The 24,067-nt window shown below is 72.6% G+C and carries 23 protein-coding genes; 16 read left to right on the forward strand and 7 right to left on the reverse strand.

The genetic code is table 11. The features are described from left to right. Positions 1-21 precede the first annotated feature (21 nt). A complete protein-coding gene (locus IAG42_RS29095; RefSeq protein ID WP_188339929.1) occupies positions 22-399 on the reverse strand; it encodes a DUF1844 domain-containing protein in 378 nt (125 codons plus the stop codon). 366 nt (positions 400-765) lie between these two features. Between IAG42_RS29095 and infC the strand changes: the two genes are divergently transcribed. The 9 genes from infC (at position 766) to IAG42_RS29140 (ending at position 10,519) form a co-directional block, all read left to right on the forward strand. Continuing rightward, the gene (gene infC / locus IAG42_RS29100) at positions 766-1,446 is read left to right on the forward strand and encodes a translation initiation factor IF-3 (protein ID WP_188341663.1); all 681 of its coding nucleotides are present in this window, start codon (positions 766-768) and stop codon (positions 1,444-1,446) included. Positions 1,447-1,569: 123 nt separating this feature from the next. Further along, positions 1,570-1,764 carry a 50S ribosomal protein L35 gene (gene rpmI / locus IAG42_RS29105; RefSeq protein ID WP_003977225.1) on the forward strand — a complete coding sequence of 65 codons (195 nt, stop codon included), beginning with the start codon at positions 1,570-1,572 and terminating at the stop codon, positions 1,762-1,764. A gap of 98 nt (positions 1,765-1,862) precedes the next feature. Then, a complete protein-coding gene (gene rplT / locus IAG42_RS29110; protein ID WP_030493496.1) occupies positions 1,863-2,249 on the forward strand; it encodes a 50S ribosomal protein L20 in 387 nt (128 codons plus the stop codon). A gap of 174 nt (positions 2,250-2,423) precedes the next feature. Continuing rightward, a complete protein-coding gene (locus IAG42_RS29115; RefSeq protein WP_188339930.1) occupies positions 2,424-3,263 on the forward strand; it encodes a TrmH family RNA methyltransferase in 840 nt (279 codons plus the stop codon). 55 nt (positions 3,264-3,318) lie between these two features. Next, a complete protein-coding gene (locus IAG42_RS29120; protein WP_188339931.1) occupies positions 3,319-4,407 on the forward strand; it encodes a sensor histidine kinase in 1,089 nt (362 codons plus the stop codon). A gap of 153 nt (positions 4,408-4,560) precedes the next feature. Next, entirely contained in the window at positions 4,561-5,697 is a 1,137-nt protein-coding gene (gene pheS / locus IAG42_RS29125) for a phenylalanine--tRNA ligase subunit alpha (RefSeq protein WP_188339932.1), read from the forward strand. Continuing rightward, a complete protein-coding gene (gene pheT, locus IAG42_RS29130) occupies positions 5,697-8,210 on the forward strand; it encodes a phenylalanine--tRNA ligase subunit beta (protein WP_188339933.1) in 2,514 nt (837 codons plus the stop codon). Before pheS ends, pheT begins: the two co-directional genes overlap by 1 nt. A gap of 347 nt (positions 8,211-8,557) precedes the next feature. Then, on the forward strand, positions 8,558-9,898 hold the full coding sequence (locus IAG42_RS29135; protein ID WP_188339934.1) for a transcriptional regulator: 1,341 nt from the start codon (positions 8,558-8,560) through the stop codon (positions 9,896-9,898). 93 nt (positions 9,899-9,991) lie between these two features. After that, positions 9,992-10,519, forward strand: coding sequence for an NUDIX hydrolase (locus tag IAG42_RS29140; RefSeq protein WP_188339935.1), 528 nt, complete (start codon positions 9,992-9,994; stop codon positions 10,517-10,519). A gap of 20 nt (positions 10,520-10,539) precedes the next feature. On the opposite strand, the gene IAG42_RS29145 is transcribed toward IAG42_RS29140, so the two are convergent. The 4 genes from IAG42_RS29145 to IAG42_RS29160 form a co-directional block, all read right to left on the reverse strand. Further along, positions 10,540-10,797, reverse strand: a complete 258-nt coding sequence (locus tag IAG42_RS29145) for a hypothetical protein (RefSeq protein ID WP_188339936.1) — start codon at positions 10,795-10,797, stop codon at positions 10,540-10,542. Positions 10,798-11,011: 214 nt separating this feature from the next. Then, positions 11,012-11,872, reverse strand: a complete 861-nt coding sequence (locus IAG42_RS29150) for a 3-hydroxybutyryl-CoA dehydrogenase (protein ID WP_188339937.1) — start codon at positions 11,870-11,872, stop codon at positions 11,012-11,014. Between the two features lie 239 nt (positions 11,873-12,111). Then, positions 12,112-12,306, reverse strand: coding sequence for a DUF1918 domain-containing protein (locus tag IAG42_RS29155; protein ID WP_188339938.1), 195 nt, complete (start codon positions 12,304-12,306; stop codon positions 12,112-12,114). 38 nt (positions 12,307-12,344) lie between these two features. Next, positions 12,345-13,352 carry a DMT family transporter gene (locus IAG42_RS29160; RefSeq protein ID WP_188339939.1) on the reverse strand — a complete coding sequence of 336 codons (1,008 nt, stop codon included), beginning with the start codon at positions 13,350-13,352 and terminating at the stop codon, positions 12,345-12,347. Here IAG42_RS29160 and IAG42_RS29165 point away from each other — a divergent pair. Beyond that, positions 13,351-14,778 (forward strand): aminotransferase-like domain-containing protein, encoded by a 1,428-nt coding sequence (locus IAG42_RS29165; protein WP_188339940.1) that lies wholly within the window; start codon positions 13,351-13,353, stop codon positions 14,776-14,778. The genes IAG42_RS29160 and IAG42_RS29165 overlap by 2 nt on opposite strands. Before the next feature lie 48 nt (positions 14,779-14,826). Beyond that, on the forward strand, positions 14,827-15,405 hold the full coding sequence (locus tag IAG42_RS29170; RefSeq protein ID WP_188339941.1) for a histidine phosphatase family protein: 579 nt from the start codon (positions 14,827-14,829) through the stop codon (positions 15,403-15,405). Here IAG42_RS29170 and IAG42_RS29175 read toward each other — a convergent pair. Next, entirely contained in the window at positions 15,353-15,826 is a 474-nt protein-coding gene (locus IAG42_RS29175) for a DUF6314 family protein (RefSeq protein WP_188339942.1), read from the reverse strand. The two genes, IAG42_RS29170 and IAG42_RS29175, sit on opposite strands and share 53 nt — an antisense overlap. A 114-nt stretch (positions 15,827-15,940) precedes the next feature. Then, positions 15,941-18,274 carry a protein kinase domain-containing protein gene (locus IAG42_RS29180; RefSeq protein WP_188339943.1) on the reverse strand — a complete coding sequence of 778 codons (2,334 nt, stop codon included), beginning with the start codon at positions 18,272-18,274 and terminating at the stop codon, positions 15,941-15,943. 100 nt (positions 18,275-18,374) lie between these two features. On the opposite strand from IAG42_RS29180, the gene IAG42_RS29185 reads away from it, so the two are divergent. The 5 genes from IAG42_RS29185 (at position 18,375) to IAG42_RS29205 (ending at position 24,066) form a co-directional block, all read left to right on the forward strand. Beyond that, complete coding sequence (locus IAG42_RS29185) at positions 18,375-19,571, forward strand: beta propeller repeat protein (RefSeq protein ID WP_188339944.1); 1,197 nt, start codon at positions 18,375-18,377, stop codon at positions 19,569-19,571. A 178-nt stretch (positions 19,572-19,749) separates the two neighbouring features. Next, positions 19,750-20,778: an N-acetyl-gamma-glutamyl-phosphate reductase gene (argC, locus tag IAG42_RS29190; RefSeq protein ID WP_188339945.1), complete on the forward strand. Its 1,029-nt coding sequence runs from the start codon at positions 19,750-19,752 to the stop codon at positions 20,776-20,778. Further along, the gene (argJ, locus tag IAG42_RS29195) at positions 20,775-21,926 is read left to right on the forward strand and encodes a bifunctional glutamate N-acetyltransferase/amino-acid acetyltransferase ArgJ (protein WP_188339946.1); all 1,152 of its coding nucleotides are present in this window, start codon (positions 20,775-20,777) and stop codon (positions 21,924-21,926) included. Before argC ends, argJ begins: the two co-directional genes overlap by 4 nt. After that, positions 21,923-22,870 carry an acetylglutamate kinase gene (gene argB, locus IAG42_RS29200; protein ID WP_188339947.1) on the forward strand — a complete coding sequence of 316 codons (948 nt, stop codon included), beginning with the start codon at positions 21,923-21,925 and terminating at the stop codon, positions 22,868-22,870. The genes argJ and argB overlap by 4 nt, the downstream gene beginning before the upstream one ends. Further along, entirely contained in the window at positions 22,867-24,066 is a 1,200-nt protein-coding gene (locus tag IAG42_RS29205) for an acetylornithine transaminase (protein WP_188339948.1), read from the forward strand. Before argB ends, IAG42_RS29205 begins: the two co-directional genes overlap by 4 nt. The last annotated feature ends 1 nt before the right edge of the window (position 24,067 follow it).

Genomic DNA, 24,067 nt, shown 5'->3' on the forward strand with positions numbered 1-24,067 from the left:
CGCGCCGCTGTCCGCTGTCCGTTATCCGTAGACGGCGCCCGTGTACTTCTCGCCCGGGCCCTGGCCCGGCTCGTCCGGCACGATCGAGGCCTCGCGGAAGGCGAGCTGCAGCGACTTCAGGCCGTCCCGCAGCGGAGCCGCGTGGAACGAGCTGATCTCCGTGGCGCTCGCGTCGAGCAGACCGGCGAGAGCGGAGACCAGCTTCCGCGCCTCGTCGAGGTCCTTGTGGGCGTCGCCCTCCTCGGTGAGGCCCAGCTTCACCGCGGCGGCGCTCATCAGGTTCACCGCGACCGTCACGATGACCTCGACGGCGGGCACCTCCGCGATGTCGCGGGTCAGGGCGTCGTAGTCGGGCGTGTCGGGGGCGTCGGGGGCAGCAGCGGGGGTCGCGTCACTCATGGGCTCCACGATATGCGGACCGCGGCCGGCCTCGCGCCGCGCACCCGGTTGGGAGCACCGCCCAAGTGCTGCTAACCTTGTGTGACGACCGGCCGGATGCCCACGTCCTCGCGACCAGGTGACCGGCCCACAAGTGGAGGCTCCGATCTCCCACCTGGCCGCCCTCAGGGCGGCGGGTCACCGGTCAGACGGCCACCATCGTTCCGTACGGACGATGGAGCCGTCCGAACAGCGCCCCGCGGTCCGCCGTGGCGGTGTTCCGGTAAGTCTTGGAGCCCCGCCTGTGTACCGTCCGGGGCATTTTCTGTGTCTCGGCGCGGTTGGTACTTACGTAACAGACGTTACGCGGCGGTCCGCCAGACCGTCGTGTGGTGCTACCGAGGAGGATCCATCAGCGCCGAGCCCCGCATCAACGACCGGATTCGCGTTCCCGAAGTGCGACTTGTCGGTCCCAGCGGCGAGCAGGTCGGGATTGTTCCGCTTGCCAAGGCCCTTGAGCTTGCTCAGGAGTACGACCTCGACCTCGTCGAGGTGGCGGCGAACGCCCGTCCGCCCGTCTGCAAGCTCATGGACTACGGGAAGTTCAAGTACGAGTCGGCCATGAAGGCCCGTGAGGCGCGCAAGAACCAGGCGCACACGGTCATCAAGGAGATGAAGCTCCGGCCGAAGATCGACCCGCACGACTATGACACCAAGAAGGGTCACGTCGTCCGGTTCCTCAAGCAGGGCGACAAGGTCAAGATCACGATCATGTTCCGTGGTCGCGAGCAGTCCCGGCCGGAGCTCGGCTACCGACTGCTGCAGCGCCTCGCGGAGGACGTCCAGGACCTCGGATTCGTCGAGTCGAACCCGAAGCAGGACGGCCGAAACATGATCATGGTTCTCGGTCCGCACAAGAAGAAGACCGAGGCGATGGCCGAGGCCCGTGAGGCGCAGGCCGCACGCAAGGCCGACGCGAAGGCCAACCCGGGCAAGTCGCAGAACGCGGCTGAGACCGAGGCCCAGGCCGACGTCGAAGCCCCCGCCGAGGCACCTGCCGAGGCATGATCCGCCGGCGCACAGCCCGTGCGCCCCGGATACCAACTGACACAACTGACGTTCCCCCACGGCCGGTCCGGGCCTCTGGCACGGACCGGCCGGGAGCGCCACTGACGAGGAGAGAACGGCGCTATGCCGAAGAACAAGTCGCACAGCGGTGCCAGCAAGCGCTTCAAGATCACCGGCTCCGGCAAGGTGCTCCGTGAGCGCGCCGGCAAGCGCCACCTGCTCGAGCACAAGTCGTCCCGCGTGACGCGTCGCCTCACCGGCAACGCCGAGATGGCCCCGGGCGACGCCGCGAAGATCAAGAAGCTTCTCGGCAAGTGATGCTCGGGTGCTGAGCACCCTGAGCGTCGACTGACCGGGACCTATTCGAATTCGGGTCGGGTGAAGACAACCCCGGCCCCGCTACAAGGAGTTACAAAGTGGCACGCGTCAAGCGCGCGGTGAACGCGCACAAGAAGCGTCGGGCGATCCTCGAGCAGGCCAGCGGTTACCGCGGTCAGCGTTCGCGTCTGTACCGCAAGGCCAAGGAGCAGGTCACCCACTCCCTGGTCTACAACTACAACGACCGCAAGAAGCGCAAGGGCGACTTCCGTCAGCTGTGGATCCAGCGCATCAACGCCGCTGCCCGCCAGAACGGCATGACGTACAACCGCCTCATCCAGGGTCTGAAGGCCGCCAACATCGAGGTGGACCGCAAGATCCTCGCGGAGCTGGCCGTCAACGACATCAACGCGTTCGCCGCGCTGGTCGAGGTTGCGCAGAAGGCCCTCCCGGCCGACGTGAACGCGCCGAAGGCCGCCGCCTGAGCGTTCCGCTGAGCCGGACGTGACATTCGGACCCGCAAGCCGAGCGCTTGCGGGTCCGAGTGCGTTCGGCAGCCCGTCTGCCGTGTTCTCTCGTCTGCCGCGTGCACGTTGTATGTGGCTGGTCGCGCAGTTCCCCGCGCCCCTTTCAGGGGCGTCCTTCTCAAGGTGAGTCTCATGGTTGCCCCCGAACTGATCTCTCCCAAGTCGCCCCGTGTCTCCGCCGCCCGGCGGCTCGGGAAGCGGAACTTCCGGGGGAAGGAGCGGTTGTTCCTCGCCGAGGGGCCGCAGGCCGTACGGGAGGCCGCCGCGCACGGCGGGCTCGTCGAGATGTTCACGACCGTCGACGCCGCCGAGCGCTACGCCGACATCGTGGGTGAGGCCCGCGCCGCCGGCGCCCGGGTGCACCTCGCCGACGAGAGCGTCATCGCCGACATCTCCACCACCGTCACCCCGCAGGGCCTCGTCGGCGTCTGCCGCTTCCTGGACACCCCCTTCGAGGAGATCCTCGCCGCCCGGCCCCGGCTCGTCGCCGTCCTCGCCCACGTCCGCGACCCCGGGAACGCCGGCACCGTGCTGCGCTGCGCCGACGCCGCAGGCGCCGAGGCCGTGATCCTCACCGACGCCTCCGTCGACCTCTACAACCCGAAGGCCGTCCGCGCCTCGGTCGGCTCCCTGTTCCACCTGCCGGTCGCCGTCGGCGTCCCCGTCGAACAGGCCGTCGCCGGACTCAAGGCCGCCGGCGTGCGCATCCTCGCCGCCGACGGCGCCGGGGACGACGACCTCGACGACGAGCTCGACCAGGGCACCATGGGCACCCCGACCGCCTGGGTCTTCGGCAACGAGGCCTGGGGCCTGCCCGAGGAGACCCGCTCCCTCGCCGACGCCGTCGTACGCGTCCCGATCCACGGCAAGGCCGAGAGCCTCAACCTCGCGACGGCCGCCGCCGTGTGCCTGTACGCGTCCGCGCGGGCACAGCGCGCGCCCGGAGGGTGCCGGTCCGTCACGTCCAGCTAGTAGGGTGACGGACTCGGGGCCCACTGCGCCGTTTCGAGAGGTGGGGTACGGGGAGATGACAGTCCGCACCAGCAGGCCCGCGCGGGCGAGCGACCCCGCGGGACTCGGCCTGGACCCCGACGACCTCTCCGACGGACTCGTCGTCGCCGACGAGAGCGGCCGTGTCGTCTGCTTCAACGCCGCCGCCGAGCGCATCACCGCCGTCCCCGCCGAGCGCGCCCTGGGCGCCCCGCTCGAGCGCGCGCTGCCGCTGGAGGACCTGGAGGGCCGGCGCTGGTGGCAGCTCACCGACCCGTACGGCGGACTCGCCATCCGGGTCGGCCAGCCCGAGCGGAACCTGCTGCTGCCCGGCGGCCGCGAGGTCCTCGTCACCGCCCGGTACGTGCGCAGCCGCCCCACCGGGCCCGTGCGCCGGGTCGTCGTCTCGATCCGCGACACCGAGGCCCGGCGCCGCACCGAGCGCAGCCACGCCGAGCTGATCGCCACGGTCGCCCACGAACTGCGCTCCCCGCTCACCTCCGTGAAGGGGTTCACCGCGACGCTGCTCGCGAAGTGGGAGCGGTTCACCGACGAGCAGAAGCGGCTCATGCTCGAGACCGTCGACGCCGACGCCAACCGCGTGACGCGACTGATCGCCGAGCTCCTCGACATCTCCCGCATCGACTCCGGTCGGCTGGAGGTGCGCCGCCAGCCCGTCGACGTGGCGGCCGCCGTCTCCCGGCACATCCAGGCCCACGTCGCCTCCGGCCGGCCCGCCGACCGGTTCCTGCTCCGGGTCACCCAGCCGCTGCCCAAGGTGTGGGCGGATCCCGACAAGGTCGACCAGGTGCTCAGCAATCTCCTGGAAAACGCGGTGCGCCACGGCGAGGGAACCGTCACCATTGACGTCGAGCCCACCGACCCGGTCGGAGCGTCGGTCACCGTGAGCGACGAAGGGCCCGGCATCCCGGAGGAGTCCATGAACCGCGTCTTCACCCGCTTCTGGCGGGGCAGCAAGCGCGGCGGCACGGGGCTCGGCCTGTACATCGTGAAGGGCATCGTCGAAGCCCACGGGGGTTCGATCACGGTCGGGCGCGCGCCCGGCGGCGGCGCCCGGTTCCGATTTATGCTGCCCGTGGCCACGCCGGCGTATCTCAACGCCTGAGCAGACCGGCCCCACGGGCGCAGTCACCCACCTCACCCCCGCTAGACTCGTCCTTTGGCACATTGCGTCTCCAGATCAGAGACGGTTCGTCCCAAAGACAGGGACGCGTCGCAGACGGGGCCATCCGCCAGCCAATCGGAAGCACGGGAAGAGATGTCGGCACCGAACAAGTCGTACGACCCTGTCGAGGTCGAGGCACTGAAACCGGAAGAGATCGAGCGCGTGCGGGACGAGGCGCTCGCCGCCTTCGCCGCCGCGGACTCGCTCGAGGCGCTTCAGGAGGCCAAGGTCGCGCACGCGGGCGGCACCTCGCCGCTGTCGCTCGCCAACCGCGAGATCGGCGCGCTGCCGCCGCAGGCCAAGGCCGCGGCCGGAAAGCTCGTCGGGCAGGCCCGCGCCGCCGTCGGCCGGGGCCTCGCCGCCCGCCAGGCCGAGCTGGAGGCCGAGCGCGACGCGCGCGTCCTGGTCGAGGAGGCCGTGGACGTCACGCTGCCCTACGACCGCGTGCCCGAGGGCGCCCGGCACCCGCTCACCACCATGATGGAGCGCGTCGCCGACGTGTTCGTGTCCATGGGGTACGAGATCGCGGAGGGCCCCGAGGTCGAGGCGGAGTGGTTCAACTTCGACGCCCTGAACTTCACGCCCGACCACCCGGCCCGGCAGATGCAGGACACGTTCTTCGTCGCCGGCCCCGAGGGCCGCGCGAAGACGGTCGGCGACGAGTCCGGTGTCGTGCTGCGCACCCACACCTCGCCCGTCCAGGCCCGCACGCTGCTCGACCGCGAGCCGCCCGTGTACGTGGTCTGCCCCGGCCGGGTCTTCCGCACCGACGAGCTGGACGCCACGCACACCCCGGTCTTCCACCAGATCGAGCTGCTCGCCGTGGACGAGGGCCTCACCATGGCCGACCTGAAGGGCACCCTGGACCACATGGTCCAGGCGCTGTTCGGCGCCGACATGAAGACCCGGCTGCGCCCCAACTACTTCCCGTTCACCGAGCCGTCCGCCGAGATGGACATGGTCTGCTACGTGTGCCGCGGCGCGTCCGTCGGCAACCCGGACCGTCCGTGCCGCACCTGCGGCAGCGAGGGCTGGATCGAGCTGGGCGGCTGCGGCATGGTCAACCCGCGGGTCCTCGTGGCCTGCGGCGTCGACCCCGAGAAGTACAGCGGCTTCGCCTTCGGGTTCGGCATCGAGCGGATGCTGATGTTCCGCCACAACGTGGAAGACATGCGAGACATGGTCGAGGGTGACGTCCGGTTCACCCGGCCGTTCGGGATGGAGATCTGATGCGGGTCCCGCTTTCTTGGCTGCGGGAGTACGTCGACCTGCCGGCCACCGAGACCGGTCGCGACGTACAGGAGAAGCTGGTCCAGGTCGGCCTCGAGGTCGAGACCGTGGAGCAGCTCGGCGCGGACATCAAGGGCCCCCTCGTGGTGGGCCAGGTGCTGACCATCGAGGAGCTCGAGGGCTTCAAGAAGCCGATCCGATTCTGCACCGTCGACGTCGGCCAGGCCAACGGCACCGGTGAGCCCCAGGAGATCGTCTGCGGCGCCCGGAACTTCCAGGCCGGCGACAAGGTCGTCGTCGTGCTGCCCGGCGCCGAGCTGCCCGGCGGCTTCGCGATCGCCGCGCGCAAGACGTACGGCAGGACCTCGTACGGCATGATCTGCTCCACCGACGAGCTGGGCATGGGCGACGACGGCACGCACGGCATCATCGTGCTGCCGCCGGAGACCGAGGTCGGCCGCGACGCCATCGAGCTGCTCCAGCTCGTCGACGAGGTCCTCGACATCGCCGTCACCCCGGACCGCGGCTACTGCCTGTCCCTGCGCGGCATCGCCCGCGAGACCGCCATCGCGTACGGGCTCCCGCTGCGCGACCCGGCGCTCCTTGACGTCCCCGCGCCCAACGCGCAGGGCTACCCGGTCCAGGTCTCCGACCCGATCGGCTGCGACCGCTTCACCGCGCGCACCGTCACCGGTCTGAGCCCCGAGGCCCGCTCGCCGATCTGGCTGCAGCGCCGCCTGCAGAAGGCCGGCATGCGCCCGATCTCGCTCGCCGTCGACGTCACGAACTACGTGATGCTCGAGCTCGGCCAGCCGCTGCACGCCTACGACCGTTCCCTCGTCCAGGGCACGATCGGGGTGCGCCGCGCCACGCAGGGCGAGAAGCTCACCACGCTCGACGGCGTCAAGCGCGTCCTCGACGCCGAGGACCTGGTCATCACGGACGAGCGCGGCCCCATCGGCCTCGCCGGCGTGATGGGCGGCGCCAACACAGAGATCGCCGACCACTCCGAGGACGCCGGCACCACCGACGTCGTCATCGAGGCCGCGCACTTCGACGCGATCACCATCGCCCGCACCGCGCGCCGTCACAAGCTGACCTCCGAGGCCTCCAAGCGCTACGAGCGCGGCGTCGACCCGATGGCCGCCTCCGCGGCCGCCCAGCGCGTCGTCGACCTGCTGGTGCTGCTCGCCGGCGGCACCGCCGAGGAGGGCGTCACCGAGGTCATCGCCCCGGGTGCCCCGCGCACCATCTCGATCCCCGCCGACCACCCGGACAAGGTCGCGGGCGTCGCCTACGGCCGCGAGACCGTCGTGCGCCGCCTCCAGCAGGTCGGCTGCGACGTCTACGGGCAGGACGAGCTGGTCGTCACGGTTCCGTCCTGGCGCCCCGACCTGACCGACCCGAACGACCTGGCCGAAGAGGTCATCCGGCTCGAGGGCTACGAGAACCTGCCCTCGACCCTGCCGAAGCCCCCCGCGGGCCGCGGCCTGACCGAGCGCCAGCGGCTGCACCGCCGCGTCGGCCGCGCCCTGGCCGGCGCCGGCTACGTGGAGGCGCTGAACTACCCGTTCATCGGCGCCGCCGCCCTCGACGCCCTCGGCATCGAGGGGGACGACGCCCGCCGCGTCACCGTCGACCTGGTCAACCCGCTGTCCGACGAGGAGCCCTCGCTCCGTACGACGCTGCTGCCGGGCCTGCTCGGCGCGCTGCGCCGCAACGACGGGCGCGGCAGCCACGACCTGGCGCTCTTCGAGACGGGCCTGGTGTTCCGGCCGACCGGCCAGGAGCACAAGGCGGTCCGGCTGCCCGTCGACCGCCGGCCCACCGACGAGGAGATCGCCGAGCTGACCACGGCGCTGCCGCGTCAGCCGCGCCGCGCCGCCGTCGTCCTCGCGGGCGCCCGCGAGCAGGCCGGCTGGTGGGGCAAGGGCTACCCGGCCACCTGGGCCGACGCCGTCGAGTCCGCCCGGATCGTCGCCCGCGAGGCCGACGTCGAGCTGACCGTCCGCGCCGACCAGCACGCGCCGTGGCACCCGGGCCGCTGCGCCGCGCTGTACGCGACGGTGGACGGCACGGAGACGCTCGTCGGCCACGCCGGTGAGCTGCACCCGCGCGTCGTCAAGGCGCTGCACCTGCCCGAGCGCACCTGCGCGATGGAGATCGAGCTCGACCTCGTCGAGCAGGCCTCCACCGGCGCGCTCCAGGCCCCGCGGATCTCCACGTTCCCCGTGGCCACGCAGGACGTCGCGCTCGTCGTCGGCAAGGACGTGCCGGCCGCGGTCGTCGAGGACGCCTTGCGCACCGGCGCCGGGGAACTGCTCGAGGCGGTCCGCCTGTTCGACGTGTACGAGAACGCGGAGCAGCTCGGCGAGGACAAGAAGTCCCTCGCCTACGCCCTGCGCTTCCGTGCCGCCGACCGGACGCTGACGGTCGAGGAGGCCAGCGCCGCGCGTGACGCGGCGGTCGCCCACGCGGCCGAGAGCACGGGCGCGGTGCTGCGCGGCGCCTGACGCCGCGGCAGGACAGGACAGAACGAAGGGGCGCATCCGGATCACCGGATGCGCCCCTTCTCTGTGGGACCACCTTCCGTGGACCTGAGGCCGGCCGCAGGATCGGCGCCGTCCGCCCGCCGCAGGAGTTGTCGGGCAGGCGAGCGGACGGACGGCGCAAGCGCGGGCCGTCGTCTGTACGAGGGGGAGCCGACGACCCGGCCGGCCTCTCTTTCGAGGCAGTTCAGTCAAGCGGGCGGATACCGGGAGCAACAGAGTGCACACCGGCTGGAGTTGGGTATTCCGATCACACCCCGTGTGAAGGCGGTTGCCCTAGGCTGACGTCACCGAGCCAACGGAGGGCCTCCATGCAGCCCAACACCCTGCTCGACGCGATCCTCGACGAGGCCGGGATCTCCCATGCCGGCCTGGCCGCCCATGTGAACCAGGCGGGGAAGGCCCGCGGACTCGCGCTGCGCTACGAACACACGGCCGTCGCCCGCTGGTTGAAGGGCCAGCGCCCGCGCGGCCAGGTCCCCGATCTCATCTGCGAGGTCCTCGCGGGACGTCTCCAGCGGCACGTCACGCTGGACGACATCGGCCTCGGCATCCCCGGTGAGCCCGCCTCGGCGCACGGGTCGAGCCTGTCCGGCTTCGTGGAGCGGGCCACCGCCCTGTGGCGCTCCGACGAGCAGCAGCGCCGGCACGTCCTCGACGCCCCGGCCGTCACGGGGACCCCGGCCGTGATGCCGGTCTGGGAGTGGGAGAACCCGCCGGAGGACAACGACGTGTCCCGCGGCGGCCGGCACCCGGTCAGCCAGGCCGACATCGACATGATGCGCTCGGCGCGCACCCACTACGAGCAGATGTACCGCAAGGCGGGCGGCATCGCGACCCGCACGCGCATCGTCGGCTTCCTCAACACGGAGGCGGCGCCGCTGCTGCGCGGCCGCTACACCGACGCGACGGGCCGTCAGCTGCACCGGGCCACCGGCGGGCTCGTCGCCATCGCCGGGATCTGCGCCTACGACTCGGACGCGCACGGGCTCGCCCAGCGCTACTTCCACCAGGCGCTGCGGCTCGCGAAGGCCAGCGGGGACCGCGGGCTCGGCGCGTACGTGATAGCGCTGCTCGTCAATCAGGCGCTGCACATGCGCGAGCACCGCCAGGCCGTCGCGTTCGCGGAGGCCGCGCTGCGGGCCGCCGGGCGGCACATCACCCCGGCGCTCGCCTCGGACCTGTACGCGATGCAGGCCAAGGCGTACGCGCACATCGGCGACGGCACGAGCGCCCTGGAGTGCATCCGGCGTGCCGAGTCCGCCGCCGACCGCATCCGGCGGGGCCACGAACCGGACGAGACGGGCTACGTGCAGCCCGGGTTCGTCAACGTCCAGGTCGCCGAGGCGCTGCTCCGCCTCGGGGACTGTGCGGGGGCCAAGGAGCACGCGCAGGAGGCCGTCCACACCCCGGCGCACGACCGCGGCCGGGTGCACCGGCTCGCGGTGCTCAGCCAGATCCAGCTGCGTCAGGGCAACGCGGAACAGGCCGTGGCCACCGCGGTCGAAATGGCCGAGCGGGCCCGCGGGATGGAGTCGCAGAGGCTGCGCGACAGACTCCGGGCGGTCCGCGAGCACCTGGTGCGCAGCGGATGCGCCGGTACGGCCGAGGCGGCCGAGCTCATCGACGGAGCGCTGCGCGTGCCGCTCTGAGCCCCCTCTGATTCCTTCTGGTCCCTTTCGAGAGGCGCTCGTTCACGCCCCTGCTGCGATATTGCCATCAACTCGGCGGAAGGTGGCAGAACCGTGCAGTGGACGAAACAGAACGAACAAACTGTGTACGAAAACAGGTGGTTCAGCGTCAATCTGGCAGATGTCGAACTCCCTGACGGTCAGCACCTCGACCACTTCCTCATCCGGCTGCGCCCCGTGGCCGTGGCCACCGTGGTGAACGAGGCCAACGAGGTGCTCCTGCTGTGGCGGCACCGCTTCATCACCGACAGCTGGGGCTGGGAGCTGGCGGCCGGCGTCGTCGAGGACGGCGAGGACATCGCGTACGCGGCCGCGCGGGAACTGGAGGAGGAGACCGGCTGGCGACCGGGACCGCTGCGGCACCTGATGAGTGTCGAGCCGTCCAACGGCCTCACGGACGCCCGGCACCACATCTACTGGACCGACGAAGGGACGTACATCGGCCACCCCCAGGACGACTTCGAGTCGGACCGCAGGGAATGGGTCCCGCTCAAGCTCGTCCCCGACATGATCGCCCGGGGTGAGGTCCCGGCCGCCAACATGGCGGCCGCCTTACTCCTGCTCCACCACATGCGCCTGTGAGGACGGGCCTCGCCCCGGTGTCAGCGGCCCAGCAGCTGCCAGACCGCGACGGCGAGGGCGCCGACGGCGGCCAGCGCGGCCACCGCGGGCAGTGGCCAGCGGGTGTGCTCGAGCGCGGTGACGCGTGCGCTCAGCTCGTCCTGGTCCTTGGCCGTCTCGTCGTCGCGGTGGGCCAGCAGGGCCAGCCGGCCGTCGATGCGGGTCAGCCCGACCTCGAAGACGCGGCGTAACTCTGCGAGTTCCTCGGGGACCACGGGACGCTCCGGGTCGGTGGTCACGGGTCCGCTCCTTTCCGTAGCCGTCACTTCCTTGTCGTGCGCATCTTTGGTGCGCACGGGAAGTCAACTCGCCTGGTGGGCGCGGCGGGAGCGTGTGCGGAGGGCATATGCGGGTCACGCGCGCGTGCCCCGTGCGAACGCGACGGGCCCGGTGTTCCGAAGAACACCGGGCCCGTCGGCGAGCACGGAGTGTGATGCCCCGCGGGGCGTCGGTTCAGGAGTACGTGTAGAAGCCCGAGCCCGTCTTGCGGCCGAGCCGGCCCGCGTCGACCATCCGCTGCAGCAGCGGGGGAGCGGCGTACAGCGGCTCCTTGTACTCGGCGTACATCGAGTCGGCGATCGAGACGATCGTGTCGAGGCCGATCAGGTCCGAGAGCTTGAGCGGGCCCATCGGGTGGGCGCAGCCCATCTCCATGCCGTTGTCGATGTCCTCGCGGCTGGCGATACCGGACTCGAACATCCGGATCGAGGAGAGGAGGTACGGCACGAGCAGCGCGTTCACGACGAAGCCCGAGCGGTCCTGGGCGCGGATCGCGTGCTTGCCGAGGATCTTCTCCACCATGGCCTGGGCGCGGCTGATCGTGCCCTCGGACGTGGTCAGCGCCGGGATCAGCTCGACGAGCTTCTGCACCGGGGCCGGGTTGAAGAAGTGGATGCCGATGACCTGGTCCGGGCGGGACGTCGCGACGGCCAGCTTCACCAGCGGGATGGAGGAGGTGTTCGACGCGAGGATCGCGTCGGGGCGGGTCACGACCTGGTCGAGGACCTGGAAGATCTCCGTCTTGACCTGCTCGTTCTCCACGACGGCCTCGATGACGAGGTCGCGGTCGGCGAACTCGCCGAGGTCCGTGGTGAACGTGAGGCGGGCCTGCGTCTCCGCGAGCTCCTCGTCGGTGATCTTGCCGCGCGCGGCCGCCTTCGACAGCGAGTTCAGCAGCCGGGTCCGACCGATCTCCAGAGCCTCGCCGGTGGTCTCGGCCACCATCACGTCCAGACCGGAGCGGGCGCAGACCTCTGCGATCCCCGCGCCCATCTGGCCACAGCCCACCACTCCGACGCGTTGGATGTCAGTCAAGGGGTCCGTCACCTCGTGCCTTTCGCTGATCTTCCGGGGTCGCCGGGGATCGGGGGTCTACCGGTCGGTGCTGCACGTTACCCCGTCGTAGGGGCGGGAGTGGAGCCCGGGTTGACGCCGGATCGCCCCGGCCACACGGTGGCACAACGGAACCGGCGCATCCATGGGACGTATCTCACGTCCCCGGAGGCGCCGGTGTGAGAGGTGCGGGTGGAGTGGGGTGTGGGGTCGGACGGGACCTAGGCCGTGGCGGTGGCGTGCCGGACCTCGCAGTCGGGGCCCGGCGACACGATGGCCTCGTGGCCGTCCTCGAAGCGGACACGGAACGGCGGGCCGCCGTCGCCGCCGAGTACCTCGATGATCTCGGCGACCTTGTCGTGCTGGCCGACGACCCGGCCGTGGACCAGCAGCCGGTCGCCTTCGCTTGCCTGCATCACGGGACCTCCTCGCCATACACGTCGGTACGCCCAGTTTAGGCGTCTCGTCCCTTTCGGGACCCCCGTCGGCCGGACCTCTGTGTCACCGCGATGCACACCAGGACCACGACCGCCGTGACCGGCGCCGCCACCGGAAGGTCCTCGCCGAGCAGCGTCACCGACCACACCAGCGTGAGCAGCGGCTGCGCCAGCTGCAGCTGGCTGGCGCGGGGGACGCCGATCAGCGCCATGCCCCGGTACCAGACGACCATCCCGAGGAAGAGCGAGCCGACCGACACCCACAGCAGGCCCGCCACGCTGTGCGCCGTCAGCCGCACCGGCTCGTGCGGCAGGGCGAGCGCCGCGCCCGCCACGGCGAGCGGCAGCGACAGGACGACGGCCCAGCCGATCACCTGCCAGCCGGGCATCACGGACGCGAGCCGCCCGCCCTCCGCGTAACCGGCCGCGCAGACCAGGAGGGCCGCGAACAGGTACAGGTCGGCGCGGCCGAGCGAGCCCCCGCTCTGCTGCACCGTGAACACGAGGACCGCCGCGGCGCCCGCGCAGGCCGCGACCCAGAACGCGCGGGGCGGCCGGGCGCCCGTCCGCAGCACGGACACCGCGGCCGTCGTGAGCGGCAGCAGGCCGACCACGACGGCGGAGTGCGCGGTCGTCGCCGTCTCCAGGGCCAGCGTCGTCAGCATCGGGAAGCCGAGCACGCAGCCGCCCGCGACCACGGCGAGCCCCGCCCAGTCGCGCCGGCGCGGCACAGGTGTCCGCAGCGCCAGCAGACAGCCGCCGGCGATCAGTGCCGCGAGCACCACCCGCAGGCTCACCAGCGACCAGGGTCCGAACCCCTCCAGGCCCCAGGCCGTACCGGGGAAGGTCAGCGAGAACGTCGCGACCCCCGCGGCCGCGAGCAGCAGGCCGCGGCCTGAACCGGCACCGCCCTGGGCCTCTGCCGAGGTGCCAGGGGGTTTGCCCGCCGACGTGTCCGCCGAGCCGCCCGCCGGGGTGTCGACTGCTACTCCGCTCGGTGCGATAGCGCTATTCTCTGCTCTCATGCACGAGCGTAGCAGTGGGGATGAACTGGCGAAATGGCTGCGGACGGAGTTGAAGCGCTACTCCGTGGGTGAGAAGCTGCCGTCGAGCCGGGCTCTCGTCGACCGCTTCCGCGTCAGCCCCGTGACCGTCTCCCGGGCCCTCGCCCAGCTCGCCGCCGAGGGCCTCGTCGTGACCCGCCCGGGCGCCGGCGCGTTCAAGGCCGCACCCCGCGCCACCGCACCCGTGGGCGACACCTCCTGGCAGGAGGTCGCGCTGAGCGCCGAGACCGCGGGCGAGCCCGTACCGCGCGCGGTCGACGCGTCCGGCGTCCTCGTCACGCTCGCCGCCTCGCCGCCCGGCGTCATCGAGTTCAACGGCGGCTATCTGCACCAGGCCCTCCAGCCGACCGCCGCCATGGCCGCGGCCCTCGCCCGGGCCGGCCGCCGCCCCGGCGCGTGGAACCGGCCGCCCGTCGACGGACTCCCCGAACTGCGCGACTGGTTCGCCCGCGGCGTCGGCGGCGGCGTCACCGCCGCCGAGGTCCTCGTCACCAACGGCGGCCAGTCCGCGCTCGCCACCGCGCTGCGCGCCCTCGCCCCGCCCGGCGCCCCCGTCCTCGTCGAGTCGCCCACCTACCCCGGCATGCTCGCCATCGCCCGTGCCGCCGGGCTGCGCCCGGTGCCCGTCCCCGTCGACCGCGACGGCGTCCGCCCCGAACTGCTCGAACAGGCCTTCAAGGCGACCGGCGCCCGCCTCTTCGTCTGCCAGCCCCTGTTCCAGAACCCCACCGGCGCCGTCCTCGCCCCCGAGCGCCGCCCCGAGGTGCTGCGCATCGCCCGCGCCGCCGGGGCCTTCGTCGTCGAGGACGACTTCGTGCGCCGCCTCGTCCACGCCGACGCCGGACCGCTGCCCAGGCCGCTGGCCTCCGAGGACCCCGACGGCGTCGTCGTCCACGTCTGCTCCCTGACCAAGGCCACCTCGCCGAGCCTGCGCATCGGCTGCCTCGCCGCCCGCGGCCCCGTCCTGGAGCGGCTGCGCGCCATCCAGGTCGTCGACCAGCTCTTCGTGCCGGGCCCGCTGCAGGAGGCCACCCTCGAACTCGTCGGCTCCCCGGCCTGGCCACGCCATCTGCGTACCGTCGCCGCCGAGCTGAAGTCCCGGCGGGACCTCCTCGCCGCCGGGATCGCCGAGCGGCTGCCCCGGCTGTCCGTCGACCACATCCCCTCCGGCGGCTACCACCTGTGGGCCCGGCTCCCGGACGGCACCGACGAGCAGCGCCTCGTCGCGAGCGCCCTGCGGGCCGGCGTCGCCGTACCGCCGGGCCGCCCCTACTTCGCGGCCGAGCCGCCGGCCCCGTACCTGCGGCTCAGCTTCGTGGCCGTCGCCGGGGCCGCCGAGATCACCGAGGGCGTACGACGCCTCGCCACGGCCTGGGACGAACCCTGACGGACACGGCCCTTGACCTCTCTTACCGGCGAGTACACGATCGGGCCCATGCAGCTCAGCGTCACGCTCCTCGCCGCCGCGCGCAGCTCCTCCCTGCTCGCCGAGCGCTTCGACGACGACCGCCCGCTCGACGAGGCCGGCTGGTACGAGGTGCAGCGCGTGGGACCGGTGCTGGGAGCGCTCGCCGCGGCCGAGCTGCGCTACTGCTCACCGACCCCGCGCAGCCGGGCCACCGGCGACGCCCTCGGACTCGCCCCGCTCGTCCAGCCCGCCCTGCGCGACTGCGACATGGGGCGCTGGCGCGGCCGTACCCTCGGCGAGGTCACGGCCGTCGAACCGGCCGCCGTCGACCACTGGCTGCGCGACCCCCGCTCGGCCCCGCACGGCGGCGAACCGCTGCTCGCCTTCATCTCCCGGGTCGGCACCTGGCTGGACACCCGGCCCGCCGACGACGGCACCCGGATGGTCGCGATCGCCGAGCCGTCCGTGGTCCGCGCCGCGCTCGTCTACGCCCTGAAGGCGCCCCCGTCGACGTACTGGAACATCGACGTACGGCCGCTGTCGACGGCCACCGTCAGCGGGCAGCCGGGGCGCTGGAGTCTGCGGCTCGGCGGTAGTACGTCTTGATGACCAGGTTCTTCGCCGGGCCCCGGACGTTCCACTCCGACCACCACCGGTCCCGGCCGGTCACCGTGAACGTGCCCCGGTAGAGGTCCGCCGCGCACGGATGGTCCGCGACATGGCTGCCCGTGCGCAGGTCGAGGCCGTGGAAGAAGCGGCCGTCCGCGAAGTGCACCACGGCCGTGCCGGGCTCGTCACCAGGCCGGAAGAAGAGCGTGCGCTCGGCGGGCCGCTCGACCCCGCGCCAGGTGAACGCGCCGGACTCGACGTGCCGCAGCCCGCCCTCGCCGTCCGCCGCCGGAACGAAGTCCGTCGTACCGGCGAACCGCCCCGTGACCTGCGCCGACAGATCCCGCACGGTCCGCTCGACGTCCCACTTCCCGGCCAGAAACGCGAGCGCGTCGGCCACCGGCCAGTTCTCGATCACGACCCTCGCCTCTTCCGCCGAAGCCCTGTCTTCCGGATCCGCCGCAGTCTAGAACCCGGTCCGGCCGTCCCCGGCCTCAGCCCCGCGCCGCCGCCCACCGCCCATCCGCTGCCGTCAGGACGTGCCGCCGGTCAGTCCCTCGACCGTGCCGAGCTGCTTCCAGGAGCCCTTCACCCGCCGGTCGACCCACACGGGGCGGTCCTGGGCGCGGTGGTCCTTGAACGCGTAGTGCCCGAGCAGCCCGTCCACCTCCACGTCGTCGAGGCCCGTGCGCAGTTCGGCCCGCACCATGTCGAGCTGTCCGACGGCGGGCCGCTCCGCGCCCAGCGCCCGGTCCACCGCCGCCGCGACGGCCAGCGTCGTGTCGTACAGCTCCGCCGTGCCCCGGTGCTTCAGCAGCGCGCGCACCTCGGCGGGCGCCGAGCACAGCTTCGGGAAGTCCACGCAGTCGGGCTTCTGCCGCTCGTCGTTGAACGCGCGGAAACGCAGGCTGCCGTCGGGGAGCTGTGCGTCGTGCCGGTCGAACATGGCACGGTCCTGCGGGGTGTCGCAGGCGTTCGCGTACACGTCGCGCACCGCGAGCGGGGTCTCGCGCTCGGCCAGCTTCTCGATCCGGTCCTCGTCGTCGTGCGAGGGCAGATCGCTCACCACGACCATCTGCGAGCGCTTGCGGTCCAGGTCATTCAGGAACTTCGCGGTGTCCGGGGTGCTCGTACCCCGCCCGTCGACGGTGTCGTCGGCCGTGAGGCCGGACGCCCGCAGGCCGAGACCGAACGACTCCTCGCCCGCGTACGACGCCGTCCAGTTCAGCTCGGATATGTCCATCACCCGCTCCATGCCGAAAGCACCGCGCAGATAACGCCCCGCCTGCCGCCCGGCCGCCGTCTCGGGCGCGGTGACGCCGTACTCGCCGCCCTCCGCCGCCCATCTTGACCGGCACACGTTGACGACGGGCATGCCCGCCTCGAGGTCGTCGAGGTCCGCGATGTCACCGATCAGGGCGAGTGCCGACGGGTGCCGGTCGGTGAAGGTCGCCGCCGTCTCCTGGTCGTCCCGTACGGTGACGACCTCCAGCGGCACCTTGTGCTTCGAGCGCCGGCGCGCCTCGTCGAGGGCCGCCCGCACGGTCCGCTCGCGCGCCTTCGCCGTGGCACCCGCCGCGTTGTCGTCCAGGGCGAGTCCGATCGTGTACGTCCCCGGGGGCGCGGTCGACGTGGCGACCGGGGGAGGGCCGTCGGGCCCGGTCTCGACGACACCGTCCTCCCCGTCCGAGGCGGCGGAGAGGCCGATCGCGGTGGGCACCCCGAGGACGAGCAGCGCGGCGGCCACGCCGAGGAGGGGACCGCGGCGGGAGCGGCGGGGCGCCGGGGGAGCGGGCGTCCAGGCGCTCACCGGCGTCTTCACGGGCTCGGGGGCGGCTGCTGGTGCGGGTACCGGGACCTTCGGAGCCGGAACGGCATCCTCCGGCTCCTTCTTCACCGCAGGCGCGGGCGCGGGCGCAGGGGCAGGCGCGGGCGTCGGCTCGGCCTTCTCCAGCGGCGCCGGTTCAGGCACCGGCTTCGTACCCGGCCGCGCCGCGAGCACCCGCTCCAGCGCCTCCCGCGCGTCGGCGGGCCGCTCCCCGGGCTCCTTCGCCATCAGATCGAGCACCAACCGGTCGACCACGGGCGTCAGTTCGGCCCGCGCCCGGCTGGGCCGCAGCGGCACGTCGTTGAGATGGTTGAACATCACGCCCGCCGCGTCGCCCACGAACGGCGGCCGCCCGACGAGCAGTTCGTACAGCACGCACCCTACGGCGTACAGGTCCGCGCTCGCGTCCCCGGCCCCGTCCCGGAACCGCTCCGGCGCCATGTACTGCACGCTCCCGAACGGCAGCTGCCCCGTGTGCGTCAGCCGGGGATCGGCGGCGCGGTAGGCCACGTAGCGCGCGATCCCGAAGTCCACGATGCGGGCCCGCGAGACCCCGGACTCCGCGGAGACCATGATGTTGGCCGGCTTGATGTCCCGGTGCACGACGCCCGCGCGGTGCGCCACGTCCAGGCCCCGGCACACGTCCGCCGTCCACTCCAGCGCGTCCGCGACCGACACCCGCACCTCGTCGCGCAGGATCTCCTGCACCGTCCGTCCGGCGACCAGCGCCATCACCAGGTACGGGCGCGTCCCGTCGACCCCGTGATCGTGCACCGCCACGACGTACGGACTGTCCAGCGCGGCCGCGACCAGCGCCTCGCGCCGGAACCTGGCCAGCGCCTCGGCCTCCTCCGCGCTCCCGTCGCCGCCGCCCTTGAGGACCTTGACCGCGACCTCCCGGTCCAACTGCAGGTCCCGGGCCCGCCAGACCTCGCCCATCCCGCCCGCGCCGATGACCTCCACGAGCTCGTACCGCCCGCTGAGCCGATGCCCCCGCACCACGTCCCCCTTCACCGACCGCTTCTCGGTCCCGGCCACCGAGCCTAGAGGTACCCTGCCGGATCGCCGAGTTCCGGAGGGGCACATGCGGGGGACGCGAGACAGGACCGTACGCGGGCCGTGGAGGACGGGGAGGACGGTGGCCGCGCTGGCCGCCGTGCTCGGACTGCTCACGGCGTGCGACGGCGGCACGGCCGCGCCCCGGCGGTCGCCGGGCGCCGAACGGGCCTCGGTCACCTGGGAGTTCGCGCACGTCGCGCCCTTCCGGGGCCGGTACGCCGACCTCGCCGTGCTCGCGGAGGACGACATCTGGGCGGTGGGCGTCGAGCACAACAGCACGTCCGGCGGCCAGTTGTGGCACTACGACGGGAAGAAGTGGTCCCGGCAGAAGCTGCCCGAGGCCCTCGGCGCCTCGGAGAACCCGCCCGCGCTCGAAGAGGTCGGCGACGGGGTCGTCTGGCTGCGCCCCAACGCGTACGCGCCCGCCTACGGACTCGTCCAGGAACCGCCCACCGGGCCGAACCGCTGGGCCCGCTGGGACGGCACCCGCTGGTCCTCCGTACCCGCCCCGCCGCCCGGCGCCATCGCCGACTTCGAGGCCGCCGGGCCCGACGACATCTGGGTCCTCGACGGCACCCGCGTCGCCCGGCACTGGGACGGCGGCCGCTGGACGTCGACCCGGCTCCCGCTGGACACGACGGACCTCGCGGTCGCCGGGCCAGGCGACGCCTGGGCGGTCGGCTCGCGCGGCAGCGGTCCCGGCACCGAGGCGCACGGGGACGGCACGTACAGCCAGCCCGCGTCGGCGCACTGGGACGGCACCGCCTGGAAGCCGGTCGAGACCCCGCAGGCCCGCTTCGCCGAACCGCTCCCGCCCGAGGCCGGCGCCTCCCTGGACGGCGTCGTCGCGCTCGGCGGCGGCGAGATCCGCGCCCACGGCGTGAACACCTTCAACCACGGAGAGGTCGAGGACGAGCCCGGCGACCAGTACCTCCGGCTGCGCTGGACCGGCACGGCCTGGAGCGCCGTGCCGCCCGCGCCCGGCGGCTGCGCCCTGCGCGTCCCCGTCGGGCGGGACGACGAGGGAGGGCTGCTGCTCGACGGCAACTGGTACCTGACCCGCGGCGGCCGCTGCCTCAAGATCACCCGCGACCGGCTGCCCCTGTCCAGCGGCGCCCGCAGGACCTCCCACCAGTCCCTGTGGCTGCTGGAGGTCCACCGGGCGCCCGGCACCGACACCTGGTACGGAGCGGGCCACGTCCAGGTCAACCAGTCCGGCGACCCCTTCGGTGCCCCGGTCGTGGTCCGCCTGAAACGCCGGGGCCTGCCCGGCTGAGACGCCGACTGGCCGGGTCGGGCCGAGCCGGGGCGCGGACGGCCGCCGCCGCGCGGACCCGGGCCGGCGCGCCTACCGTGCGAGAGAGGGGGAGCGAGGGGCGCGGGGGATCGCCGGTTGATCGATTGCATAAACGTGCAGTGCGGCGTATAGTCATGCCATCCAAGAGGAGGGTTCCATGGCGGTACGCGCAGCGGTGGCGGGAGCGAGTGGATACGCGGGCGGCGAAGTCCTGCGTCTGCTGCTCGCCCACCCCGAGGTAGAGATCGGCGCCCTGACGGCGAACACGAACGCGGGGCAGCGACTGGGTGCCCTCCAGCCCCATCTCCAGCCACTGGCCGACCGCGTGCTGCAGGCGACCACCCCCGAGGTGCTCGCCGGGCACGACGTCGTCTTCCTGGCGCTCCCGCACGGCCAGTCCGCCGCCGTCGCCGAGCAGCTCGGCCCGGACGTGCTGGTGGTCGACATGGGCGCCGACTTCCGGCTCAAGGACGCCGCGGACTGGGAGAGGTTCTACGGCTCCCCGCACGCCGGCACCTGGCCCTACGGCCTTCCCGAACTGCCGGGCGGCCGCGCCGCGCTGGAGGGGTCCAAGCGCATCGCGGTGCCCGGTTGCTACCCGACCGCCGTCTCCCTCGCGCTCGCCCCGGCGTACGCGGCGGGCCTGGTCGAGCCCGAGGCCGTGGTCGTCGCGGCGTCCGGCACCTCCGGCGCCGGCAAGGCCCTCAAGCCCCACCTCCTCGGCAGCGAGGTCATGGGGAACATGACGCCGTACGGCGTCGGCGGCGGCCACCGGCACACCCCCGAGATGATCCAGAACCTGAGCGCGGCCGCGGGCGAGCGGATCTCCGTCTCGTTCACGCCGACGCTCGCGCCGATGCCCCGCGGCATCCTCGCCACGTGCAGCGCCAAGGCCAAGGACGGCGTCACCGGCGACACCGTGCGCGCCGCCTACGAGAAGGCGTACGGGGACGAGCCGTTCGTCCGGCTGCTCCCCGAGGGCCAGTGGCCCGCCACGGCCGCCGTGTACGGGTCGAACGCGGTGCAGATCCAGGTCGCGTACGACGAGGCCGCCGGCCGCGTCATCGTCATCAGCGCGATCGACAACCTGACCAAGGGCACCGCAGGCGGTGCCGTCCAGTCCATGAACATCGCCCTGGGTCTCGACGAGACCACCGGGCTCTCGACGATCGGAGTCGCGCCGTGAGTGTGACGGCAGCCAAGGGATTCCAGGCCGCGGGCATCGCCGCCGGAATCAAGGAGAGCGGGAACCCGGACCTGGCCCTCGTGGTCAACCGCGGCCCCCGTCTCGCGGCCGCGGGCGTCTTCACCTCCAACCGCGTCAAGGCCGCCCCGGTCCTGTGGTCCGAGCAGGTCCTCAAGGGCGGACTCGTGTCCGCCGTCGTCCTCAACTCCGGTGGCGCCAACGCGTGCACGGGCCCCAAGGGCTTCCAGGACACGCACGCCACCGCCGAGAAGGCCGCCGAGGTCCTCGGGCTGAACGCGGGAGAGGTCGCCGTGGCCTCCACCGGCCTCATCGGCGTCCTGCTCCCCATGGACAAGCTGCTGCCCGGCGTCGAGACCGCCGCCGCCCAGCTGTCCGAGCACGGCGGCGAGAAGGCCGCCATCGCCATCAAGACCACCGACACCGTGCACAAGACCGCGGTGTACCAGGGCGACGGCTGGACCGTCGGCGGCATGGCCAAGGGCGCGGGCATGCTCGCCCCCGGCCTCGCCACCATGCTCGTCGTCCTCACCACCGACGCCGACCTCGACAGCGAGGTCCTCGGCAGGGCGCTGCGCGACGCCACCCGCGTCACCTTCGACCGCGTCGACTCCGACGGCTGCATGTCGACGAACGACACGGTGCTGCTCCTCGCCTCCGGCGCCGCCGAAGTCACCCCCGAGTACGCCGAGTTCGCCGAGGCCGTCCGCACTGTGTGCGACGACCTGGGCCGGCAGCTCATCGGTGACGCCGAGGGCGCCAGCAAGGACATCAAGATCGAGGTGATCAACGCGGCGAGCGAGGACGACGCCGTCGAGGTCGGCCGCTCCATCGCGCGCAACAACCTCCTCAAGTGCGCCATCCACGGCGAGGACCCCAACTGGGGCCGCGTCCTGTCCGCGATCGGCACCACGTCCGCCGCCTTCGAGCCCGACCGCCTCAACGTCGCGATCAACGGCGTGTGGGTCTGCAAGAACGGCGGCGTGGGCGAGGACCGCGACCAGGTCGACATGCGCTTCCGCGAGGTCGTCGTCACGGCGGACCTCGCCGCCGGCACCGAGACGGCGACGATCTGGACGAACGACCTGACCGCCGACTACGTCCACGAGAACAGCGCGTACTCGTCATGACCGAGACCCCGAAGCCCGCCGAGGGCCGGAAGCAGCAGGCGACCGCCCGCAAGCACACCGCGCTGCCCAAGGCGCAGACCCTCATCGAGGCGCTGCCCTGGCTGACCCGCCACCACGGCAAGACCGTCGTCATCAAGTTCGGCGGCAACGCCATGATCGACGAGGAGCTCAAGGCCGCCTTCGCACAGGACGTCGTCTTCCTGCACCACGCGGGCCTCAAGCCCGTCGTCGTGCACGGCGGCGGCCCGCAGATCAGCAAGGCCCTCGACCGGCACGGCATCGTCAGCGAGTTCAAGGCCGGCCTGCGCGTCACCACCGAGGACGCCATGGACGTCGTACGGATGGTGCTCGCCGGGCAGGTCCAGCGCGAGCTCGTCGGTCTGCTCAACCAGCACGGGCCGCTCGCCGTCGGCCTCACCGGCGAGGACGCGCACACCATCACCGCCACCAAGCACCAGCCCCGCATCGAGGGCGAGCTCGTCGACATCGGCCGCGTCGGCGAGATCACCGAGATCGACACCGGCGCCATCGAGGCCCTGCTCGCCGACGGCCGGATCCCGGTCGTCTCCTCGATCGCCCGCTCCCAGGACGACCACCATGTCTACAACGTCAATGCTGATACGGCGGCTGCGGCACTCGCTGCTGCGCTGGACGCCGAGACGCTGATGGTCCTGACCGACGTCGAGGGCCTCTACGAGGACTGGCCGAACTCGGACGAGGTCATCAGCCGGCTCACCGCGAGCGAGCTGGAGAAGCTGCTCCCCGACCTGGCGAGCGGCATGGTCCCGAAGATGGAGGGCTGCCTCCACGCCGTGCGCAACGGGGTGCACACCGCCCGCGTCATCGACGGCCGCGTCCAGCACTCGATCCTGCTGGAGATCTTCACCGACGAAGGAATCGGCACGATGGTCGTGCCGGACGGGGAAAAGGGGGAGACGGCATGACCGGCACCACGGAGCTGGCCCAGCGCTGGCAGGGCGCCCTGATGAACAACTACGGCACGCCCCGCATCGCCCTGGCCAAGGGCGCGGGCGCCCAGGTGTGGGACGCCGACGGCACCCAGTACCTCGACTTCGTCGGCGGCATCGCGGTGAACGCGCTGGGCCACGCCCACCCCGCGATCGTCGACGCGGTCTCCGCCCAGATCGCCTCCCTCGGCCATGTCTCCAACCTGTACATGGCCGAGCCGCCCGTCGCCCTCGCCGAGCGGCTGCTCCAGCTCTTCGGCCGCGACGGCGCCGTGTTCTTCTGCAACTCGGGGGCCGAGGCCAACGAGGGAGCCTTCAAGATCGGCCGGCTCACCGGCCGCCGCCACATGGTCGCCACGACCGGCGGCTTCCACGGCCGCACCATGGGCGCCCTCGCCCTCACCGGCCAGCCCGGCAAGCAGGACGGCTTCACCCCGCTCCCCGGCGACGTCACGCACGTTCCGTACGGAGACGTGGAGGCGCTGCGGGCCGCGGTCACCGAGGACACCGCCTTCGTGATCATCGAGCCGATCCAGGGGGAGAACGGGGCGGTCACCCCGCCCGCCGGCTACCTCAGGGCGGCCCGCGAGATCACCCGCGCCACCGGCACCCTCCTCGTCCTCGACGAGGTGCAGACCGGCGTCGGCCGCACCGGCCACTGGTTCGCCCACCAGGCGGAGGAGGGCGTCGACCCCGACGTCGTCACGCTCGCCAAGGCCCTGGGCGGCGGACTGCCGCTCGGCGCCACCGTCGCGTTCGGCGAGGCGGCGAAGCTGCTGAAGCCCGGACAGCACGGCACCACCTTCGGCGGCAACCCCGTGGCGTGCGCCGCCGGGCTCGCCGTCCTCGACACCGTCGCGGCCGACGGACTGCTCGAGAACACCCGGCGCCTCGGCGAACGGATCGCGGCCGGAATCGAGTCCCTGAAGCACCCACTGGTCAGCCACGTCCGGGGCGCCGGACTGCTGCTGGGTATCGTGCTCACCGGGCCGCGCGCACCGCAGGTGCAGCAGGCGGCCCAGGACGCGGGCCTCCTGGTGAACGCGCCCGCCCCCGACGTCATCCGGCTCATGCCCCCGCTGAACCTGACGGACGCCGAGGCGGACGCGTTCCTCGCGGCGCTGCCCGCCGTACTGGACACGGCCGCGGCCGACGGGGAAGCAGGATCCTGAG

Source organism: Streptomyces xanthii, from assembly GCF_014621695.1.
GTDB lineage: Bacteria > Actinomycetota > Actinomycetes > Streptomycetales > Streptomycetaceae > Streptomyces > Streptomyces xanthii.

Coding starts and splice junctions, on each gene's coding strand:
- pheS (WP_188339932.1), top strand. CDS start 4,561: ATGTCGGCACCGAACAAGTCGTACGACCCTGTCGAGGTCGAGGCACTG.
- argB (WP_188339947.1), top strand. CDS start 21,923: ATGACCGAGACCCCGAAGCCCGCCGAGGGCCGGAAGCAGCAGGCGACC.
- IAG42_RS29155 (WP_188339938.1), bottom strand. CDS start 12,306: ATGCAGGCAAGCGAAGGCGACCGGCTGCTGGTCCACGGCCGGGTCGTC.
- pheT (WP_188339933.1), top strand. CDS start 5,697: ATGCGGGTCCCGCTTTCTTGGCTGCGGGAGTACGTCGACCTGCCGGCC.
- IAG42_RS29095 (WP_188339929.1), bottom strand. CDS start 399: ATGAGTGACGCGACCCCCGCTGCTGCCCCCGACGCCCCCGACACGCCC.
- IAG42_RS29170 (WP_188339941.1), top strand. CDS start 14,827: ATGCAGCTCAGCGTCACGCTCCTCGCCGCCGCGCGCAGCTCCTCCCTG.
- IAG42_RS29120 (WP_188339931.1), top strand. CDS start 3,319: ATGACAGTCCGCACCAGCAGGCCCGCGCGGGCGAGCGACCCCGCGGGA.
- argC (WP_188339945.1), top strand. CDS start 19,750: ATGGCGGTACGCGCAGCGGTGGCGGGAGCGAGTGGATACGCGGGCGGC.
- IAG42_RS29160 (WP_188339939.1), bottom strand. CDS start 13,352: ATGAGAGCAGAGAATAGCGCTATCGCACCGAGCGGAGTAGCAGTCGAC.
- IAG42_RS29135 (WP_188339934.1), top strand. CDS start 8,558: ATGCAGCCCAACACCCTGCTCGACGCGATCCTCGACGAGGCCGGGATC.
- IAG42_RS29165 (WP_188339940.1), top strand. CDS start 13,351: ATGCACGAGCGTAGCAGTGGGGATGAACTGGCGAAATGGCTGCGGACG.
- IAG42_RS29115 (WP_188339930.1), top strand. CDS start 2,424: ATGGTTGCCCCCGAACTGATCTCTCCCAAGTCGCCCCGTGTCTCCGCC.
- rpmI (WP_003977225.1), top strand. CDS start 1,570: ATGCCGAAGAACAAGTCGCACAGCGGTGCCAGCAAGCGCTTCAAGATC.
- IAG42_RS29205 (WP_188339948.1), top strand. CDS start 22,867: ATGACCGGCACCACGGAGCTGGCCCAGCGCTGGCAGGGCGCCCTGATG.